This is a genomic window from Zwartia lucis (genome assembly GCF_965234455.1).
GTDB lineage: Bacteria > Pseudomonadota > Gammaproteobacteria > Burkholderiales > Burkholderiaceae_B > Zwartia > Zwartia lucis.
In genome coordinates this window covers 830,442-849,369 of record NZ_OZ248473.1, presented here as the reverse complement: position 1 = coordinate 849,369, position 18,928 = coordinate 830,442, and the positions used below count along the sequence as shown (strand labels likewise).

General features: G+C 47.0%; 16 protein-coding genes and 3 pseudogenes. 5 read left to right on the top strand and 14 right to left on the bottom strand.

The features are described 5' to 3' along the window. Window positions 1–15: 15 nt before the first annotated feature. Window positions 16–1,515, bottom strand: a complete 1,500-nt coding sequence (locus tag AC8GE9_RS10380; protein WP_506677090.1) for an amidohydrolase family protein — start codon at window positions 1,513–1,515, stop codon at window positions 16–18. A gap of 193 nt (window positions 1,516–1,708) precedes the next feature. Here AC8GE9_RS10380 and AC8GE9_RS10375 point away from each other — a divergent pair, with 193 nt between their 5' ends. Together AC8GE9_RS10375 and AC8GE9_RS10370 are read left to right on the top strand one after the other, a co-directional pair. After that, window positions 1,709–2,065, top strand: coding sequence for an ABC transporter permease subunit (locus tag AC8GE9_RS10375; protein WP_506677089.1), 357 nt, complete (start codon window positions 1,709–1,711; stop codon window positions 2,063–2,065). Beyond that, window positions 2,062–3,564 (top strand): amidohydrolase family protein, encoded by a 1,503-nt coding sequence (locus AC8GE9_RS10370; RefSeq protein ID WP_506677088.1) that lies wholly within the window; start codon window positions 2,062–2,064, stop codon window positions 3,562–3,564. Before AC8GE9_RS10375 ends, AC8GE9_RS10370 begins: the two co-directional genes overlap by 4 nt. Here the strand turns inward: AC8GE9_RS10370 and AC8GE9_RS10365 are convergent. The 3 pseudogenes from AC8GE9_RS10365 to AC8GE9_RS10355 all read right to left on the bottom strand — a co-directional run. Beyond that, window positions 3,554–3,709 (bottom strand): annotated as a pseudogene (locus tag AC8GE9_RS10365) (allantoinase); the annotation flags it as partial. The gene AC8GE9_RS10370 and the pseudogene AC8GE9_RS10365 sit on opposite strands and share 11 nt — an antisense overlap. Before the next feature lie 268 nt (window positions 3,710–3,977). After that, a pseudogene (locus tag AC8GE9_RS10360) lies at window positions 3,978–4,318 on the bottom strand (transposase); the annotation flags it as partial. An 84-nt stretch (window positions 4,319–4,402) separates the two neighbouring features. Continuing rightward, a pseudogene (locus AC8GE9_RS10355) lies at window positions 4,403–5,122 on the bottom strand (CobW family GTP-binding protein); the annotation flags it as partial. 97 nt (window positions 5,123–5,219) lie between these two features. Between AC8GE9_RS10355 and AC8GE9_RS10350 the strand changes: the two are divergent. Then, entirely contained in the window at window positions 5,220–5,369 is a 150-nt protein-coding gene (locus AC8GE9_RS10350; RefSeq protein ID WP_506677087.1) for a hypothetical protein, read from the top strand. Window positions 5,370–5,784: 415 nt separating this feature from the next. On the opposite strand, the gene AC8GE9_RS10345 is transcribed toward AC8GE9_RS10350, so the two are convergent. The 8 genes from AC8GE9_RS10345 to AC8GE9_RS10310 all read right to left on the bottom strand — a co-directional run bounded on the left by AC8GE9_RS10345 (window position 5,785) and on the right by AC8GE9_RS10310 (window position 13,655). Beyond that, window positions 5,785–6,666: a nitrilase family protein gene (locus AC8GE9_RS10345; protein WP_506677086.1), complete on the bottom strand. Its 882-nt coding sequence runs from the start codon at window positions 6,664–6,666 to the stop codon at window positions 5,785–5,787. 22 nt (window positions 6,667–6,688) lie between these two features. Continuing rightward, the gene (locus AC8GE9_RS10340; protein WP_506677085.1) at window positions 6,689–8,086 is read right to left on the bottom strand and encodes an amidase; all 1,398 of its coding nucleotides are present in this window, start codon (window positions 8,084–8,086) and stop codon (window positions 6,689–6,691) included. Next, window positions 8,076–8,282 carry a hypothetical protein gene (locus AC8GE9_RS10335; RefSeq protein WP_506677084.1) on the bottom strand — a complete coding sequence of 69 codons (207 nt, stop codon included), beginning with the start codon at window positions 8,280–8,282 and terminating at the stop codon, window positions 8,076–8,078. Before AC8GE9_RS10335 ends, AC8GE9_RS10340 begins: the two co-directional genes overlap by 11 nt. A 29-nt stretch (window positions 8,283–8,311) precedes the next feature. Continuing rightward, window positions 8,312–9,031, bottom strand: coding sequence for a DUF1028 domain-containing protein (locus AC8GE9_RS10330; protein ID WP_506677083.1), 720 nt, complete (start codon window positions 9,029–9,031; stop codon window positions 8,312–8,314). Continuing rightward, a complete protein-coding gene (locus tag AC8GE9_RS10325) occupies window positions 9,028–9,732 on the bottom strand; it encodes an ABC transporter ATP-binding protein (protein WP_506677082.1) in 705 nt (234 codons plus the stop codon). The genes AC8GE9_RS10330 and AC8GE9_RS10325 overlap by 4 nt, the downstream gene beginning before the upstream one ends. 20 nt (window positions 9,733–9,752) lie before the next feature. After that, window positions 9,753–11,561: an ABC transporter permease subunit gene (locus AC8GE9_RS10320; RefSeq protein ID WP_506677081.1), complete on the bottom strand. Its 1,809-nt coding sequence runs from the start codon at window positions 11,559–11,561 to the stop codon at window positions 9,753–9,755. Beyond that, a complete protein-coding gene (locus tag AC8GE9_RS10315; RefSeq protein ID WP_506677080.1) occupies window positions 11,554–12,387 on the bottom strand; it encodes a branched-chain amino acid ABC transporter permease in 834 nt (277 codons plus the stop codon). Before AC8GE9_RS10315 ends, AC8GE9_RS10320 begins: the two co-directional genes overlap by 8 nt. A gap of 98 nt (window positions 12,388–12,485) precedes the next feature. Then, complete coding sequence (locus tag AC8GE9_RS10310) at window positions 12,486–13,655, bottom strand: substrate-binding protein (protein ID WP_506677079.1); 1,170 nt, start codon at window positions 13,653–13,655, stop codon at window positions 12,486–12,488. A 539-nt stretch (window positions 13,656–14,194) separates the two neighbouring features. Between AC8GE9_RS10310 and AC8GE9_RS10305 the strand changes: the two genes are divergently transcribed. After that, complete coding sequence (locus AC8GE9_RS10305) at window positions 14,195–15,304, top strand: linear amide C-N hydrolase (protein ID WP_506677078.1); 1,110 nt, start codon at window positions 14,195–14,197, stop codon at window positions 15,302–15,304. Between the two features lie 482 nt (window positions 15,305–15,786). Here AC8GE9_RS10305 and AC8GE9_RS10300 read toward each other — a convergent pair whose 3' ends face one another. Then, complete coding sequence (locus AC8GE9_RS10300; RefSeq protein ID WP_506677077.1) at window positions 15,787–16,464, bottom strand: DJ-1/PfpI family protein; 678 nt, start codon at window positions 16,462–16,464, stop codon at window positions 15,787–15,789. A gap of 430 nt (window positions 16,465–16,894) precedes the next feature. Between AC8GE9_RS10300 and AC8GE9_RS10295 the strand changes: the two genes are divergently transcribed. Next, window positions 16,895–17,863: a Bug family tripartite tricarboxylate transporter substrate binding protein gene (locus AC8GE9_RS10295; RefSeq protein WP_506677076.1), complete on the top strand. Its 969-nt coding sequence runs from the start codon at window positions 16,895–16,897 to the stop codon at window positions 17,861–17,863. 185 nt (window positions 17,864–18,048) lie between these two features. Here the strand turns inward: AC8GE9_RS10295 and AC8GE9_RS10290 are convergent, their stop codons facing one another. Beyond that, window positions 18,049–18,879: a PDC sensor domain-containing protein gene (locus tag AC8GE9_RS10290; protein WP_506677075.1), complete on the bottom strand. Its 831-nt coding sequence runs from the start codon at window positions 18,877–18,879 to the stop codon at window positions 18,049–18,051. Window positions 18,880–18,928 lie beyond the last annotated feature (49 nt).

The window sequence follows — 18,928 nt, the reverse complement described above, 5'->3', positions numbered from 1 at the left end:
AATGATTGGCTTCTCTTAAGTAAAGAGTTTCGTGTTGTGACTAGGGGATGAGCCACCTAGGCAAGCGCAATAGAGTCCCACAATGTCAGCGGTACGTTTGACTGTTGGATACACAGTATCGCGCCGAGCTCTGACGGCCTGCATAGTTTGCTCTACGCGTTCGCGTAACTTAGCTTCATCGATCTGGGTTAACTGGCCATTTTCGAAGACAATTTTTCCTCCGATTAAGACCCGATCAACGCCGGTAGCATCCTCGCAGTGAACAATCTGGTTGACGGGATCATTGAGTGGCACATAGTTCAGATTAGTTAGATTTAAGAACACGATATCGGCTTTATAACCAGCTTTGATTTGCCCAATCAGATTTTGCATGCCTAGCGCTCGTGCACCGTTAGTTCCGGCCATCGTCAGGATTTCTGTCGCCGTCAACCAAGCTTCGGGAGGTGATGTTTTTATTCTTGAAATAAAAGAAGTGAGCCGTAACATTTCAAACATGTTTAGATTATCTGAAGAAACTGACCCATCGGTACCAATGCCTACATTAATGCCAGCGTCGAGCATGGCCCGTATATCTGCAAGCCCTGAACCTAGTCGCATATTGGCAGAAGGATTATGGGCCACGGATACGCTGTGTTTTGCAAGTAGGCGACGATCCTCATCGGTGATGTGTATGGCGTGGGCGACAGTTAAATTTGATGATAGAAAGCCCTGCTTCGCCATGTGCGCAACAATACTTTGACCGAACCGCGTCAAACTGACTTCGGCTTGAAAGCGTGACTCAGCTAAATGCGTATGAAGACCAACGTTGAACTCACGTGACATACGTACGATTGCAGATAGAAACTCGTCGCTACAGTGCAAAGGAATCGAGGGCGCCAAGGCGGGACGAACGCGGTCTATATCGAACGGCCAATGGTGTAATAGCTCACGACCAACTTTCAGGCCTTGACCTGAGGGGTTCGCTTGTAGCGATCGAACTTGCAGTTGTAGATCATGGGGCAATGCGTTTATCAGGCCCGGCACAACTTCGTAAAAACTACGATCAGACATCATCGGTGCCACGACCGCCCGCATGCCGGCATCGACGTATGCTTGACCGACTGCCTGCATTCCATCGATTGTAGGACCCGGCAATTCAAGATAAAGATCATAACAAGTTGTGCAGCCTTTACGTATCATTTCTGCAGCACCTAGCAGAGCTGCGATGTACTTGTCTTCGCGCTCGCGCCCACCGCTAATCCAGGGTGACATGGCCAGTTGCAGTTCGAGGTTCCATAAACCACCCATGCCTTTAGCGAGAGTGTTGTGTCCATGTGCGTGAGTATTGATTAGGCCGGGAATCAGCAGTCGCTCTTTGGCATTAATGAGAGCAGCGCCTTCAGGCGCGGGCGCATTTTGGGCTAGAAGCTCTGAAATCGTGTCTCCTTTGATAAGAATGTCTTGATGGCTAGTCGTAGACGCATCGCTTGAAAGCACTAATCCACCGCGTATGACCGTATAAGCAGAGCGGGTCATATTGAGGCGACTTGGCAATGCTTGGAATCGAGCAGCATTTTTAGGATGTTGAAGCGACTTTGATGATCTTTGTTATTGCGCATCTGATATCCGTAACCTGTTTTGGAGCGTTAGCTTAGTTAGAGTATTTTTGCATAAAAGAGGGGACAAGTCTTTATAATTGATGGAAAAGGGTTTGTAGTTTTCGACACTCGTGGCGGGCCCTGTTGCCATTTGTACGTCTGATGTATTGCGCACCGCGTTAGCGAGTTATGCGCAGCTTGACCCAGTGATGCTTGACTGCTCGCATAGTTTGAGGGCATCGGGTTGGTTTACGTTTAAACGCCTTGAATTGCCAGCGCTCTTGCCGGGGATTATGACCGGTGCTTTTGTTGCCTTTATGTCATCTCTAAATAATGTGGCGTTATCCCTGTTTTTGTTTGATGCGCGCTCTGAAGTTTTGCGACTCAGACTTTGGCATATTATTGAAGATAGTCTGAATGTACGAGCTGACGCCGCGTCAGGGGCATTGCTTTTAGCCACACTGCTACTGAGTTTTGAAAAAAAATGAAAAGAATAATTTTGCAAAACGTGCAAGCGCTGCACGGGGCCTCACAAAAGTTTGACGCTAAACCGGTTGATCTAGTCATCGAGGGTACGAAGATCGCAGCGATCTTACCCGGTGAAACAGCAACCGATGGAGAGGTGATGCCACTCGCGGGCCGACTTGCAGTGCCAGGTCTGATCGATGGGCATCTACATTCGCATGAACATTTTCAAAAAGGACGATTTGAAAATCTTCCGCTTGAACTATGGATGAACTATGTCCGCACCATCAAACCCGTGGCCTTAACGCCCAGGCAAATTTATCTTCGAACGTTAATCGGTGCGATTGAAGCCTTACGCACAGGGACGACCACCATTGTGGATGACATGAGCCCGGGAGCCGTGCTGAACCCTGAAGTGATTGAAGCGGTGTTTCAGGCCTATAAAGATATTGGCTTGCGCGCGGTAGTTGGCTTTTCAATGATGGATCGTCCGATCGTCGATAACTATGTCGATGTGGATCAGATTTTTTCTAAAGAACTCGTGACGCAACTGCGTGGTTTACCGCGACCTGATCCGGCAGCGCTGATGCAGTTCATTCGCAAGTTGGCACAAACGCATCATCCAAAGCAAGATCGCGTGGGTCTCATGGTGTCGCCTTCGGCACCGCATCGCTGCACGCCCGAATTTATAAAACAGTGCAGGGCCCTGGCCGATGAGCTTGATTTGCCTGCGGCCATTCATGCGCAAGAGACTAGGCTGCAGGTCGTCACCGGTATGGCGCTCTATGGAAAAACGATGATTGCGCGCTTGGCAGAGCTTGGGTTTTTGAAGCCCAACACAACGTTAATTCACGCGGTCTGGCTCAATCCTGATGAGTTGCAGATGATCGCTGACTCAGGCGCGACCGTGCAGCACAATGCGTGGAGCAATCTGATGTTGGGTTCGGGTTCTCAGCCTGTACGTGCGGTGCTCGATGCGGGTATCAATTTGAGTTTGGGCGCAGATGGCTGCTCTTCAACCTATACCTGCAACATGTTAAATGTGATGGGTACAGCGGCCGGGTTATCGAAGATTCGCGGGGATGATTACAACCGCTGGTTAAGCGCAACGGAAACCTTAAACGCCTGCACAGTGGGTGGTGCAAACGCTCTGGGCTTAGGTGATAGACTGGGTGTGCTTGCACCTGGCATGACCGCAGATCTGGTGTTGTATAAACTCGCCTCACCAAGCTTTACGCCCTTGGGCGACCCTGTGCGACAGTTAGTGTACGCAGAACGAGGGCAAGCTGTTGATGCCAGCTTTGTAAATGGCGAAGCAGTATTGTTTAATTCTAAATTGACTCTAGTCAATGAGTCTGCGTTACTGCGCGAGATTCAATCGGCCTACGAAGAACTCTGCCCTCAATTTGATGAAGCTGAAGCCTCGATGGGCCCCATGCGCGTCGCGATGGAAGAGGTGTATAAACGTAGCTTGAAAATGGCATTACCTGCCGGCACGTATCCAGCGCGGTTTAAAGAATAAGAAAGCGATGCCATGAGAGACTTTTACGGCTATGGCCCCACACTCGATCGTGTTTAGTGACTTGATCTAAAAATCGCTGTAGCGCAATAAAACGACTAGGGCGACCTAGTCTGCGGCAGTGCATCTCGACTGACATCATTTTGGGGTAAGCGGTAACTGAACGCAGTTTTAGTATTTGCAACCCGTAAAGTGCAAACTCTCTCTTTCAAAAAACTATGAGAAATTGCGATGCAAAGCCCAAAAAAAGTTTAGCCCTTAAGCCCGCGCCAACAATCACTTTTGTGATCTGTCGCGAACTCTCAAATATATTCATGGCGTCCCTTTGATAATTAGCTCAATATTACTGCTCGTTTTTGTCTAGCATATTCTCGTGGCTAACGAAGGGTTCGATATCAATGGTATTTAAACGAGCATTGGCGGCTGACCTTCAGGGCATGGGTGCGGTTAATCATCGCTTTGCGCTCGGCAATCCCGCCAAGCCGCCCGCGCGTTCGAAAAAATCGACTTCTAAGGTTAATTGCCCAATCTTGGCATGTAAATCCTTCACCTCATCCTCAGATACTGCTCCAACCGGTTCTTTGCCAAAGCTAGAAGCCATATTGTCGATTGCCTGCTGGCGCCATTGCGAGATTTGGTTCGCATGCACTTCAAACTGTTCTGCTAACTCCGCGAGGGTCTTATCTCCGCGTAGTGGTGCTAATACTACCTTGGCCTTAAAGTCGGCCGTGTGATTCCTTCTGGGTCGTCTCATCATTACTCTCCTGGGCGCTCTGCGCCAAAAAGACCAATGACTTTTTATCACTTATCGGGCTGTCTAGTTTGGCCAGACCGGCTCTAAATCAAGCGGTTTGGTTTCACGGAACACAAAAGAAGTGACATCATCGTCGTGCTCATGATCAACATCGGTCAAGAAATCAGGCTCGATTTCAAGGATGGCATTTAAATTAAAACCACGGATATCCAAAAGGTCGTCAATCGTTGTCTGGCCATGCTGTGAAACGGCGACTTTGGCACGAGGATTCATTTGAATCAGTCTCTTCCTGAGGCTAGAGAGCGCTTGGCTCGTTGCGAGATCAGTTTTCGTGATCAGGATGCGATCAGCAAAAGCGACTTGTTCTTGCGCTTCGTGATGCTCATCAAGCTGGAGGTCGGCGTGTTTAGCATCGACCATCGTGACGACGGCGTCAAGCAGATATTGCGAAGTAATGTTTTCATCGACAAAAAATGTTTGCGCGACGGGAGCAGGGTCTGCCAAACCGGTAGTCTCGATGATGACGCGATCAAAATTGAGTGTCCCTGCTTCTTTTTTGGCGTGTAACTCACCAAGGATCCTAACCAGATCTCCTCGCACAGTGCAGCAAATACAACCGTTGTTCATTTCTATGATCTGTTCATCACGATCTTGAACCAATAGTTCATTATCGATGCCTGCCTCACCAAATTCGTTTTCAATCACAGCGATGCGCTGACCGTGTTGTTCTTTCAAGATCCGGTTGAGTAAAGTTGTTTTACCGCTACCTAAAAAACCAGTCAGAATCGTGACGGGGATTTTGTTCATGGTCTTAATCCTGAGTGATATGTTATTGATATTTTATTATCAATAACATATCGTTCGGTAATCTTTAAAGTGTATTTTTACGCTTTGGTTAAATACTGTGACCGATTTGATGCCCGTCAGCAGGCTCAGCAAACTGGTCTTGAGTTCACTTGACCTCGAAGCGCGTTGGTATCGCCCACCTAACTCAGACCTGCAAACCCCTCACGATCGCGATAAGATTTATGCTTTTGTGATGGGCGAGGAATGATACTTTGTCCCGATATTTTGCTTTATCGTAGTACCAAAATTTCTGTTCTTTTGTAATAATTAAAAACGGACCGAAGTGCCCAAGAGTTGCATTATGCAACTCTTGATTCAATTACACGAATTATTACACGATGATCTTTTTTGAAGATAACCTATTGTTTTTAATACACATTTAAACAACCGACTTCTCTGTTAATCCTGCTGGTCCTTGGTCCGAGCAATCTCGGGGTACCAAATACACTTTAAAAGCATGCCGTTGAGCCAAAGCACTGTGCTGAGTTTGAGGGTGGAAATCAAACTGGCTCCTGCAAAGGCCGTATGGCGTTAGTCGAATTGGGTCGTGAGATTGCGCATGATGAGATCAATCCGGGTGATCAGGTGGTGGCTGTCACTCTGCGCTAGGATAAACAGCGCACTCAATACCAGCCAGGGTTTATTTGCGTGCCAAGCATCTCATCGTAAACATCATTTCTTCTATCCCGAAGTACCTGATTGAAAGCATTCCAATTTCTTTTTCTACGAGCATCTGATAAATTAATCTCTGCAATAATAATTTCTTCTTCTTTAAACGATGCTGGACCTGCAACTGGCCAGCCGGTGTGACTCACAATCAAACTCTGACCAATAAAAGGCTGACCTCTCTCTGTCCCAACTCGGTTGGCGGCAGCTACAAAGAGTGAGTTTGAGTGAGCCGAAGCCATTGCAAGAATATTTGCCATGGCTTCCCGAGAGGGATCTTGCCCTGAGAGTGGTATCCAATTAGTTGGTACACAGACAATATCTGCTCCCTGCATTGCAAGTAAACGGTAGGACTCAGGAAACCATCCGTCGTAACAAATCATTACCCCAATTCTTCCAAGAGGGGTATGAAAAATGGGGAAGCCAAGGTTACCTGGCTCAAAAAATAGATTTTCTTCTCCCCAAAGATGTACTTTACGAAATTTACCAATAAAGCCTTTTGGGCCTGTCACAATTGCTGAGTTAAAAAGTCTATCCTGCTCTCGTTCAGCGATTCCAACCACAATAGTGACGCCTAGGCGAATAGCGAGTTGAGACCAGAAATTGCTGGACTCGCCAGACGGTATCTCTTCAGCTTGCACGAAGGCTTCTGCTCGTGTTTCAAATACGTAGCCTGTGTTGGCAAGCTCAGGAAGGATAATCAAGCGAGCCCCCATGCGAGCGGCTTCTTCAATCAGTAGGCGACTTTTTTCAAGGTTTTCTTGCTTTTTGCCAATAATGGGCTCCATCTGGACGCAAGCGACCTTGATCAATGCCTCTTGGACTCTTTTTGACGTCATAAAGCCTCATGTTAAGAGTAGGTTAAATAAGGGGTCTCTGGGTGATCCAGTCGTGCGCTTTTTCATAAGAGTCTGCCAAGCGCAAAACGGTAGCTTCATCAAAGGGGCGTCCTACAAGCTGTAAGCCAATGGGTAAACCTGAATTGTTGAAACCGCAGGGCACTGAGATAGCGGGTAAGCCGACAAGGTTCCATGGGTACGTCAAGCGCCAAGATGCAGCGAGAACACTCTCTTGTTTATGGTCTTGGATAGAGACATTCCAAGTTCCAATTGTCCAAGCCGTGAGGGGTAAGGTTGGCGTCACGATTGCATCAACATTTGAAAAAGTCTTCTGCAGCGCTTCGCCCAGAACTCGCCGGTACTGCTCAGCTTTCAAATAGTCTGTCCCGCTGACTAACTGTCCCATCTCGACCAGTAATCGAACGTCATCTGTAAAGCGACTTACTAATCCTTTTCGAATATTTTCTGCGTGATAGGCCGAAGAGGACGCGAGCTCAATTGCATAAATCGCACCTAAACTAAATTCGAGTAATGGAATATGGACATCAGAGACAATTGCACCGGCTTGTCGGAAGTAGTCAATTGCGTGTTCAACAGACGCATTGACCTGCTGTTCGTTTGAATCAAAGAAATAATTTCTACAAACCGCAATGCGTAAACCCTTGATGCTCTGACCAAGTGCTTTGGTGAAGTCAGTTCTAGGCATGCGTATGGTCGCAGGGTCTGCTTCATCGAAGCCACTGATCACATCCATAGTGATCGCACTATCAGCGACACTGCGGGAGAGGGGGCCGGCATGATCAAGGGACCAACTATGCGGCACGATACCAGCTCGGCTAACTCTGCCAAAAGTCGGTTTTAATCCTACGGTGCCGCATAAACTAGCGGGTATTCTAATCGAACCACCGGTGTCTGATCCAAGTGCAATTGGAACAAAGCCTGCTGCAACGGCAGCCCCAGATCCGCCGCTTGAGCCTCCAGGTACGCGCGATAAGCACCAAGGATTTTTTGTAGGAGGTGTGACATTACCCCAGGCAAATTCATGCATTCTCGTCTTGCCAATGATCACGGCACCACCCGCTTTGAGTCGAGCCACTGCCGTTGAATCTTTTCGCGGAAAATTAAAAACTTCTGCGTCACTCCCCGCGTGGGTTGGCATGTCTGAGGTGAGGTAGTTATCTTTGATAGCGATGGGTACGCCGTGAAGAGGTCCTAGAATTTCACCTTTGCTAAAAGCCTTGTCAGCCGCACTCGCTGCCTCTAAAGCTTGATCTGAAATTGTCACAAAACTATCAAACTTAGGATCATCATCCTTGATGGCTTGCAAAACATTTTCGACAACCTTTACGGTAGTGGTTCTTTTGGACCTGATCGCCGTTGATATTTCAGAAGCAGAAGCAAACCGTGCATCAAAACTCATTTTTATCCCCAGTTATGATTTCTTCAGGCCGAAAAACGATCGCTGGATGCACGTCGTGCAAGTCAAGTGATCTGAGCTTTTCTAATTCCTTTGTAATATTTTCAAGAGATTTAAAAGTTTGTTCTCTGCGTTCAGGACTTAAATAAGCGCCTAAGGCGTTAAACAAAATATTTAACTGATGTTCCTTTTCGGACATTTTTTTCTCCGCATGTTCAAAGTATGTCGTTAGCGATTCTGTGGTGAGCGCATCAAGAGCGCCCGAGTTTCAGCTGAAAGTGGCTTGCCTTGGCCGAAGCGGGCTGGCATCGATTCGACAAAAGGCAAGTACTGCGCTTTTGCTATTTGTAAAATTCGTCCAAGTTCATCAATTGGATTGACATGATCATCCACACGTAAATCAAGTAGCGGATACTTTTCTTTTCCGTGGATTCGCAGTGCTGCGGATTGTTTACCCCGCTTGTCGCCTCCAGCAGCCTGTCCCATTTTTAGAGACGATAAAAGTGCATCCGCAAAATCAGTATTTTCTTGAAAAGCGGCCGCCATCGAAGCTAAAACATGCTCATCTGTCAGCATGTTTCCCTGAACAGAAAAATGAGAACCTAAAAGATGTCCACACCATGTCGTGCAGAGTTCTCCGGTATGTGCTGCCGCTCGCCCTGTCGAGTCAATCAGCCCAATCTGACGAAGTGCTGCGTCGGGATCGCGTTTGAGCGCTTTTGCAAGTGCTTCGGGGGCGCTCGCACCCTGAGCAAGAAAATCAAGTGCGTCAATTGCCAGATATGGATTGACCCATGATTGCGTTGAGACTGCACCTACATTAGACCGGGAATAGACACACATTGAGCCGACGGAAGGAACCGCTGAGGCAACAGCCACGCCAAACGCTCCCGATTTTTCACAGCGAGCGACAATGGAAAATGTATTAAAGTTCAGAGGAGTATTCATACAGAGAGATGTTCCCTAACCATTTCCAAGGTTCCGGAGTTTTTAGCATCGCCCGTTTCAGCGATTTCGCCAAGTTTAAGGATTGCGTAGCGATCCGCAACACCTAAGGCAAAGCTAACGTTTTGCTCAACAAGCAGAATTGCGGCACCGGTCGTTGCTCGAGCTGAGGTCAGCATGTCAGAGACCCGTTCAATCATTAAGGGCTGAAGTCCCTCTGATATTTCGTCAATAAGAATCAAACTTGGTTTAGATATAAATGCGCGCGAAAGGACAAGCATTTTTTGCTCCCCACCGCTAAGGGTTCCCGCTTTTTGCCCCAGTCGACCTTTGATAATCGGAAAGTAAGTCGATATAAAGTCAATCGAACGATCAAGTCCTAACTCATCCGATACGCCAAGTCTCAGGTTCTCTTTGACAGTCAGGTCTTGAAAAATTGCTTGTTCTTGGGGGCAATAGGCAATGGAATGCTTGGCAATTTTGTGAGGAGGCTGACCGTTCACTCCGACACCTCGTATTTCAATTTTTCCTTGCATTGGAGTGAGAAATCCAAAAACCGTTTTAAGGAGAGTACTTTTCCCCATCCCATTTTTTCCGAGAAGTGTAAATATCTCGCCCGGTCTGACTTCAAGCGACACATCGCGGATTACCATAGCTCCCGCATAACCACTCGCTAATTTTGAAATGTTTAACTCAGGTGTCATCGTATTCTTCATCTTTTAACTCACCCGTGGCCCGAGTAAACAGTTTTAACTAAGTCCGAGTGAACGACTTCCTCAACAGGACCATCAAGAAGAATTTTCCCTTGGGTCAAGACCATGATTCGAGTGGAAATCTCTTTTACAAAATCCAGATCATGTTCAATAAGCACGACACTGATTCCGTGATTGGATGATAAGTCAGTAAGTATTGAACCAATCATGGTTCTCTCAGGCTTGGTGAGTCCGGCAGTTGGCTCATCAAGAAGGAGCACTTTAGGTTCAAGAGCAAGCACCATCGTCAACTCGAGTGCACGTTTTTTACCATGGGACAGATGTTTGGCCGCTGTTGTCAAGTCAGCAACAAGTCCTGTTGCAGCCATGACGCGCATTGCGGGTGCAGGGAGCTGAAGACTTGTCGACATCATTTTCAGTGATGGTTTTTCAGATTTATAGCGTGCAAGCCTAAGACATTCGTAGACAGTTAAGGTTTCAAAAAGACTGGTTGTTTGAAAACTGCGCCCAAGGCCGAGTGATACAAGATCAAAAGGGGCATCACGACTGACCGCATGACGTTCAATCTCTATTTCCCCAAAGCTTCTTTCAGTGCCGTCTGAGAGACAGCGCATCAGCGTTGTCTTACCTGCTCCGTTAGGGCCTACGATACTAAGGAGCTCTCCTTGTCTAACTGAAAAAGTGATGTCCTCCAGAACTTTTAAGCTTCCAAAACTTTTGCCCAGCGAGCGAACGTTTAGGACCATAGGCCGCTCACTGATGTCTTGAATATTTATTAAAGTGTTTTGCTCAGCAGAAGTCACCTGAGGAATAAATTCAACATCGCCTCGTTGTTGGAACTTGCGGCGGAAAAAATTCCAAATCGGGGGAAAAATACCCTGAGGGAGCAAGACAATTACTGCTACAAATAATACGCCTACAAACATTTTCCAAATATAGGGAAAGCTGCCAGATAAATAGGCCGTGATGACATCAATGCCCAAGGTGGCGATGACGGGCCCCATAAGTGTACCGCGACCTCCTAAAGCGACCCAGATGACTAATTCAGTTCCGAAGACGAAACCTGCTATCTCAGGCGCTACAACGACCGTATATCCGGCATAGATAAATCCCGCAACGGAAGCGATCATTGCCATGGCTATCATAAGCAGCGTTTTTATTCTTGGTGCATTGATACCCAAATACGCGCAACGTGATTCGTTTTCACGAATGGCAGTTAAAACTCTGCCGAAGTCAGAGTTAACAAAAAACCAAGAACAATAGGTCACCAAAACCAGAAAGCCACCAGCGATTGAAAACCAGGCATTCACGCTCAGATCAAAGGTTTCGTAACCAACGAGTCCACTGGAGGAGCCCGTGAATGTTCCTCCTGAATATAAAAGCTGAACAAGGACAATTGGAAACGCGAGCGTAACGATGGCGACATAAAGTGGTGAGGCGCCCTGATAAAAAGATATCCAGCCTAGCAGCCAGGCAAGCGCTCCTGACACCAGAATGCCAATGATGAGCGCTAGAGCGGCGATACCAATTGAAAATCCAAAGTGTGTAAATAGTAGACCTGCAGCATAGGCTCCCACGCCAAAGAAGGCGGACTGTCCAAAGGTCAGTATTCCGGCGTAACCCCAAAGGATATTCACAGTGAGCGCCGTGGCGGCATAAACAAAAGCGCGAACGAGTATGTTCACTGTGTAGGCGTCTAAAACGTAAGGACCCAAAAAAACAAGGACTAGCGCCACGGCCGCTAAGACAAAAACTCCTGCTTCTTTGCGTTTTGACGTGTTGCTGTTGTTTGACGTTAACGGGCTGTTATCGTTAATCATTTGCAAACCCCTGAGGCCTAAAGCGCAAAATGATTGCTGCCAGCGCCACGATGGTGAGGCCACCGATGACCGGACTCACAAAGGTCGAAACCAGCACTTGGGCTCCACCTAAAACGAGCGACGCGAATGCGAGACTTTTTAAAGAAATAGAAGATACTAAAACCAACATGAACGCGTTGACCAGCCATGGAACTCCCATATTCGGATCAACACTCGCAAGGGGCGTGATTAAAGCCCCTCCGAGGCTAGCGAGACCTGCACCAAAAATAAATGTCACAAACCTAACCCGTGCAGCATTAATTCCTAATGCTCTGGCGAGAGGCTCATTCATGATGACTGCTCTGGCTTCAAGACCAAGTCGCGTACCTTTTAACAATAAGGCAATTGACGCGGCAATTGAAATCGCAGCGAAAATGAAGAATATGCGGTATTGCGAATAGGCAACCCCTAATACTTCTGCTGCACCAGAGATAGGCGATTGTGCAAACTGTATTTCTCTGCCGAATATGATAGTGATGACTTGACTGATAATGATGCCAAGCCCCCAAGTGGCGAGGATGGCATCCAAGGGTCGATCGTATATTGGTCGAATAATAAGCCGCTCAACTATGGCGCCTAAAGCGATCCCTGCCAGAAATGCCAAAGGGAAGGCGAGCCATGGATTGATTTGGTTCTGGGTTGCAACAAAAGCTGCGTAGCCACCAACCGTTAAAAATGCCCCATGCGCGAAATTGATGATTTTGAGAACACCCAAAACGATCAATAAACCTGAAGCCACAGAAAACAAAATTGCAGCCGTTGTGATGATGTCAAGAACTAAGTTCATTTATTGCCCCGGAGACGGAGTCGCCACCTTAAGATGGCGACTCCGTTCTACTCGATAATTGCATTCAGTCTATTCTTGCTTAAACAGACTTTTTCTACTTAAAGTTTGGGGCACTGTGGACCAGGATCAACAGCCGGGAAACTTTGAACTATTTTTACAGAGCCATCTTTTTGGACCTGTCCCAAATACATGTTGAGGGGAGCATGTCTTTGAACGTTCATCTGAACGCGTCCACGGGGACCGTCATACGAAACTTCTGAGAGTGCTTTGACAACATCTTCTGCTTTTGTCGTCTTTGCTTTTTCTACAGCAGCTTTGTATAGGTAAATGGCATCATATTGAGGCACGGACAAATCATTCGGGGTCAGTAGTTTTCCTCCAAATTTTTTGTTCATTGCAGCCAGAAACTGTTTGTTTGCCGGCGAATCAATGTTTGTTAGGTAAGAGGCAGAAATAAAGGTGCCTTCTGCATCAGCAGCCATTGTTTTGGCCGTACCTTCGTCCACGCTTAGGTTTCCAACTTGTGCCGTGATGCCAGCTGCCTTAAATTGCTTCTGAAGCGTGACATTGGGTGCACCGCCAGCAGTTGAAAAAATGGCCGCGTCTGGTTTTGTTGATCTCATCTTGCTGATAATCGCTGTCCAGTCGGTTGCATCCATAGGCTGGTATTCGTCACCCACGACCTTGCCACCCTTTGATTCGATGTATTTGCGTGTAAAGGCAAGCATTCCACGTCCAAAAGCATAATCGCTACCAACCAAGAAAAAGGTCTTTGCGTTGTTTGCTTTCATGAAGTGATCGACGATTGGAGCAACCATCTGCTCTGGAACAGCGCCATTTGCGTAAAGGAAGTTGTTGCATGAGCGACCCTCGTAAAGCGAGGTGTAGATATAAGGTGTTTTACCTCGTGTCACGATGGGCAGCATGCCATTGCGCGCCGCGCTTGTTTGCATTGAAATAAGAACATCAACTTTTTTCTGGAAAATCAGTGAGTCTGCGGCTTTTTGAGCCCCCGCGGCACCTGATCCATCATCCGCAATTTCCAACACAACCTTTTTACCTAAAATTCCACCTGCGGCGTTTATTTCGTCGACGGCTAACTCTGCTGACTGAACCACTGAAGGCGCTACGACGCTGTTTGCGCCTGATAGGCCAGTCGGGATACCAATTTTGATTACTTCTTGAGCACTGACAGAGGCGCTAGCAATAAGCAAAGAAGTGATGGCCGCCAATTTCTGCAAGCCGAATGCTGAGTGAAGTCTTCTCATTTAATTCTCCGTAAGAAGGTTTACAGGTAAGAGCATTCTTTATAAAGCAAAGATCGTGCCAAATCAACTATGCGTGATTTACAGGGTCATAGTCGATTAAAAGGCGTGATATTTCAGCTTTTATGCAACAAAACGTAACATTGTTATTCGCATATGCACCGATTTAGTGAAAGATGTCGTCCAGATGACAAGTGAACATCGCCCTACATGAAAAGATTGGCGCTTAATCCTGCTGGTCGCTGGTTCGAATCCAAGTATTCATTCATACAGATTTAATTGCGTCCGGCTTAGCACCGTTCAATCCAGAGTCTGCTGCCTTTAAGGCTGGTCTAAAAAACTTTAACCAACATGATCACTATGCAGTTGATTCTTGGATGCTTTACGATCACTCTGGTATGACACCAAAGCTTCTTGACTGGCGTGATATATGAATACAAAAGACATTCGAACTTCGAACGATTCAGCTCAAATCATTACACTAACTATTACATGGTGGTATTTTTTTAATATAAGTACCTGTTTTTAATAGGGAATCACAAATGAATAAAAAAATAGTTACATCAATGATGGCAGCATCCCTGTCTTTGACATTGGCAATCGCGCCGATTCTAAGCCATGCTTGCACTAGCTTCTTATTAAAAGGCAGCGATGGCGGCTTTGTATATGGTCGAACGCTAGAGTTTGGCTTACCGCTAAAGTCTGAGCTAACAATAGTTCCTCGAAATTTACAGGTTCCGGGCGTCGGGGTAGATGGTAAGCCAGGTACTGGTTTGAATTGGACCACTAAGTACGCTACTGCTGGCATGAATGGCTTAGGTATGCCAGTCCTGGTAGACGGCATGAATGAAAAAGGTTTGGTTGGCGGCCTGTTAAATGCCCCGAATACCGCTGAGTATCAAGTTGTGACGTCAGCTGATTCTGCAAATAGCATCGCCTCTATCCAGATGCTCATGTACGCTTTGACCAATTTTGCTACTGTTGACGAAGTTAAAGCAGGTTTTCAGAAGATCAAAATTAATCGCTCGACGATTCCCGCCTACAACAACCAGTCTGCACCAGTTCGCATGACTTTGCATGATGCCAAAGGCAGGAGTATCGTCGTTGAGTATCTTAAAGGTGAGATGGTCATCACCGATAATCCTACTAGTGTCATGACTAATGATCCGGCATTCAGGGATCAGCTTAACAACATTGGCAATTACGCAAACCTCACCAGTGTTGAGAAAAGTCCATTAGTCATTAATGGCGCTACCTACGCACCTCCAAGCTCTGGCAGTGGTCTGCAAGGACTACCTGGTGACTATCTCAGCCCGAGCCGCTTCATTCGAGCATTATTTTTGACTAAGTCTGTACCAACAACTTATTCTACTTTGCAGCAAAATAATACCGCTTGGCATATTTTGGGTAGCTTTGATATTCCTCCGGGTGCAATTAGTTTACCGGCAACCAATGCCTACGGAGGCGGTGCTGGTGGCATTGAAATTACTGAGTGGTCAGTCGTGGCTGATAATAAAAACATGACCTATAACCTAAAGATGTTTGAAACAACCAATATCTATTCTTTTGATTTAAAGAAGATTGACGTTAATGCCAAAGAAATTAAGTACATTAAATTAGATAAACCTTTATCAACAATTCAATTGAATTAATTTTTACTAGCGTCTTTGCGTTAGATATGTTCTTTTGTCATGATCAAAAAACGGACCCAAGTGCCCAAGAGTTGCATAATGCAACTCTTGATTTAATTACACGAATTATTACACGGTGATCTTTTTTGAAGATAAGTTACTGTTTTTTAAAGATATTTAAACAACCGACTTTTCTGTTAATCCTGCTGGTCGCTGGTTCGAGCCCAGCTCGGGGAGCAAAGAATACTAGGTTCGTTCCAGACAGATTGCCCAACCTACAAGGTTGGGCTCTTTGTTTTGAAATGTGACTGCGACTGAAGGCGTGACATGAATCTTCATGCCTATAAAATGCAAGCGCAGATTGACATATGGCTGGCGTTTGCTCTAGAGCTGGTTGCCTTCAGAAGCCAATATAAACTCCAAAAGCAGTTATCTTGTTTGCGCGAAATAAGAGCCAGCAAGTTTACTTAATCAGTTCCTTGCCAGTTAGTATTGTGAGAGCGCTATTGACAATATAGAACTGAGGCCCGTTTTGCTTGTTCTAGCCGGCTAGCCTGCAAAGGCGCTAGTTTTGTGCGAACACTTTCAACAATCCGGACGTCAGATGTATCAGGATGACCACCCGCAAAAGGTGGTGCGGGGTCGTACTCGATCGAGAGTTGAATTGTTTTCGCGACATCCTCATTAAATACCTCAGCCGCAATAGTCAATGCAAAGTCAATGCCTGCCGTCACTCCACCTCCCGTTATTCGATTTCGATCAAATACAACACGATCTTGAGTGACGATCGCACCAAAAATTGGCAATAGGTCTACAGATAACCAATGTGTCGTAGCACGATAGCCTTGCAGTAACCCCGCCGCACCAAGAACTAATGCACCCGTGCAAACTGATGTTACATATTTAGCCTGATCAGCTTGGTTTCGTAAAAACTTGAGTACCTGCGGGTCTTCCATGAGTGCGCTGGTGCCGGGACCACCGGGCACAAAAATTAAGTCATAAAGCTGGGGGTCATCAATAGTGGTATCGGGAATAAATTTTAGTCCGCCTCTAGCAATCACGGGATCCATTGTCTTGGAAATCACTTTGACTTGACACCCATTGAATCGAGAAAAAACCTCATGTGGACCTGTAAAGTCAAGTTGCGTCATATCCTGAAAAATTAGCATTCCAATAATCATTTATAGGCTCCTTGGCGTAGCGTTAAAAGAAAAAGAGAATTTACTCAAGAGAAATCAATTTAAGATTGGGTGGGTAAAGCGACTAAATGGAAATTTTTAGGGGTTAATTTACGTCAGTAGTGTCCGGCCAATATCGAGCGATGAATGCTGTGACACAATCCCACCGCATAAAGTTTGCTCCCGTTGGCCTTCAGCGTCACTTCGATATCGCCCAGATTCTTGCGCTAAGTCAGCTTGGCAAAAGTCATCACGCGAAACTGTTCCGCGTATGTCATTTGGCGAACTATCAGTTTTTAATGTTTTATATCTAAATCATCGTAGCATATGAGTTAGTATTAAATTAACAGCATGGTAAAGAGCTCTGTTCTTTTCTTAGGGAGATCTAGGGCTATTGAGATTTTTCGTTCTGAAAATAATAAAAGGAATTGCAATGAGCATAAAAATTATCTTGACGCTATTTATCACATCGGTTCTAGGGTTAGTTAACGTCGCGCAAGCTAATAATTTTCCATCTAAACCTCTTAGAATTATTCTGCCATTTCCACCTGGCGGAGCCGGTGATATAACCACACGCATTTTGGCGCAGAACATGTCAAAGGGAATGGGTCAACCGGTGATTGTTGAAAACCGTCCAGGTGCTGGTGCGGTCATTGGTTATGAAGCGGGAGCACGGGCGACACCTGATGGATATACGATGCTGATGGTCTTTCCGAGCTTCGTTATCAATCCGTCTATTCGAACCGGATTATCATACGATCCCATAAAAGATTTCAGCCCGGTAGGTCAAGTACTGTGGTTGCCAATGGGAGTTGCTGTTAATCCTACAGTACCGGTTACCTCTTTACCCGAACTCATCGCGCTTGCTCGAGCTAAACCTGGCGAAATTTCTTATGGGACATCAGGTACTGGTACGATTCATCATGTATTTGGTGAGATGCTTAAACTTGCCACAAATATCAATACCGTGCACATACCCTATCAGGGAGGTGTTCCTGCGGTAACTTCTACGGCTGGTGGTCACGTTACTGCTGCTATTACAAACGTTACTGAAATTGCGCCATTTGCAATGAGTGGAAAAGTACGCGCAATAGTCGTAACCTCGCCTGAGAGAGTTGCTGCATTACCGGATGTTCCAACTGTACGCGAAGCTGGATACCCTCAATTAGAAGCCACCAACTGGGGTGGCTTAGTTGTGCCAAAGGGAACACCCCCAGCAATCATTGCACGCTTAAATGCCGAGCTTGTTCGTGCATTAAATGAGCCAGAAGTTTTAGAAAAATTTAAGGCGAGTGGAATGTTTCCTTTACCCAGTACACCAGAACAATTTTCGAAACTATTAGTTTCTGAAACTAGTCGTTTTGCAAAAGTGGTGAAAGATGCTGGAATAAAGGTCGACTGAAGTTTGCAATGGCTTTGGTCGGCTTGACGCCCTGAATTTGTAACAACCACTGCGGTCGACCACTGCTGTGAAATTTTGATTGAATTAATTGCACGAATTGACCGGGCGTGGGCGCTATGCGGGTCGCAACGGCCAGGGTATCGACGATGGCCGTATCCAAATGCATGATCATCCGCTGCCCGTTGTCAGGGCAGACCGATCACAACCCGCCAGCCCGTAACCGGGGCCGTCTGCCACACGAATGTGCGAGGGGTGCCATTCACCACGGCCCTCGTGCTACCCGAAGCCTGCGCGGCGATCACCGCGCCTGCGGGCAGATTCACCAGACTCTCCCCGGCATAGCCTTTTCGGAGCATCAATCGTGCCTCCGGGTGCACTATGACCCTGCCGTCCTTGCTCACGAGAAACATGTCTCCGTCTGAGGATTGCAGGCGTGTGCCAATGTCCTCTAAGGAAATGTCTGCCCCCGCCACACCGATGAATCGCCCGGTCCGGTCTTTGACAGGCCGCGTGATGCTGACCATCGTGATGTCCGAGCCGCCTTCGTCGAAATACGGTTCGGTGATGTAGAGTGCGCCCGTGCGCTTGGGCCCGCTGTACCACTCCTGCTTCGGGTCGTGGTAGTCATAGGTGACCACCGTTCCCTTGGGCCAGCTCTTGCGGTCGACCCAAGGCATCGACAAGGGCGCAGTCCACTGCTTGTTCTCAAAGGCGATATAGACGCCATAGACGTCTTTGGGAGGGATCTCGTTGAGGATCGCGGCGAGGTACTCGATGAGCCTGCCATCCGGTTCAGCACCTTGGACCTGCTGACGCATGGACGTACCCAGCGGCAACATGGCAATGCGCTCAACCCATGCATCCAGAGCGTCAGCCGTCGCGCGTGCGCGTCGCTGCGCCGCATCGACTTGATCGGGCACAGCAGTCCCGCCGGGCAGTGCAGCACAAGCGGTGAGCGACATGGCAAGCAGGCTCACAAGCAACCCTCGCCGAAGTTTCATACGTGTATCGGTCATAGGACCTCCCAAGTTTTTATTGCGTCAGGCGACCCTACGCCTTTGCCCG

What these genes read in the sequence shown, in the direction of transcription:
- AC8GE9_RS10345 (WP_506677086.1), bottom strand. Translation starts at nt 6,666, where the DNA reads ATGACGTCAAAAAGAGTCCAAGAGGCATTGATCAAGGTCGCTTGCGTC.
- AC8GE9_RS10330 (WP_506677083.1), bottom strand. Translation starts at nt 9,031, where the DNA reads ATGAATACTCCTCTGAACTTTAATACATTTTCCATTGTCGCTCGCTGT.
- AC8GE9_RS10370 (WP_506677088.1), top strand. Translation starts at nt 2,062, where the DNA reads ATGAAAAGAATAATTTTGCAAAACGTGCAAGCGCTGCACGGGGCCTCA.
- AC8GE9_RS10290 (WP_506677075.1), bottom strand. Translation starts at nt 18,879, where the DNA reads ATGACCGATACACGTATGAAACTTCGGCGAGGGTTGCTTGTGAGCCTG.
- AC8GE9_RS10340 (WP_506677085.1), bottom strand. Translation starts at nt 8,086, where the DNA reads ATGAGTTTTGATGCACGGTTTGCTTCTGCTTCTGAAATATCAACGGCG.
- AC8GE9_RS10380 (WP_506677090.1), bottom strand. Translation starts at nt 1,515, where the DNA reads ATGACCCGCTCTGCTTATACGGTCATACGCGGTGGATTAGTGCTTTCA.
- AC8GE9_RS10315 (WP_506677080.1), bottom strand. Translation starts at nt 12,387, where the DNA reads ATGAACTTAGTTCTTGACATCATCACAACGGCTGCAATTTTGTTTTCT.
- AC8GE9_RS10320 (WP_506677081.1), bottom strand. Translation starts at nt 11,561, where the DNA reads ATGATTAACGATAACAGCCCGTTAACGTCAAACAACAGCAACACGTCA.
- AC8GE9_RS10295 (WP_506677076.1), top strand. Translation starts at nt 16,895, where the DNA reads ATGAGCATAAAAATTATCTTGACGCTATTTATCACATCGGTTCTAGGG.
- AC8GE9_RS10300 (WP_506677077.1), bottom strand. Translation starts at nt 16,464, where the DNA reads ATGATTATTGGAATGCTAATTTTTCAGGATATGACGCAACTTGACTTT.
- AC8GE9_RS10325 (WP_506677082.1), bottom strand. Translation starts at nt 9,732, where the DNA reads ATGACACCTGAGTTAAACATTTCAAAATTAGCGAGTGGTTATGCGGGA.
- AC8GE9_RS10310 (WP_506677079.1), bottom strand. Translation starts at nt 13,655, where the DNA reads ATGAGAAGACTTCACTCAGCATTCGGCTTGCAGAAATTGGCGGCCATC.
- AC8GE9_RS10305 (WP_506677078.1), top strand. Translation starts at nt 14,195, where the DNA reads ATGAATAAAAAAATAGTTACATCAATGATGGCAGCATCCCTGTCTTTG.
- AC8GE9_RS10335 (WP_506677084.1), bottom strand. Translation starts at nt 8,282, where the DNA reads ATGTCCGAAAAGGAACATCAGTTAAATATTTTGTTTAACGCCTTAGGC.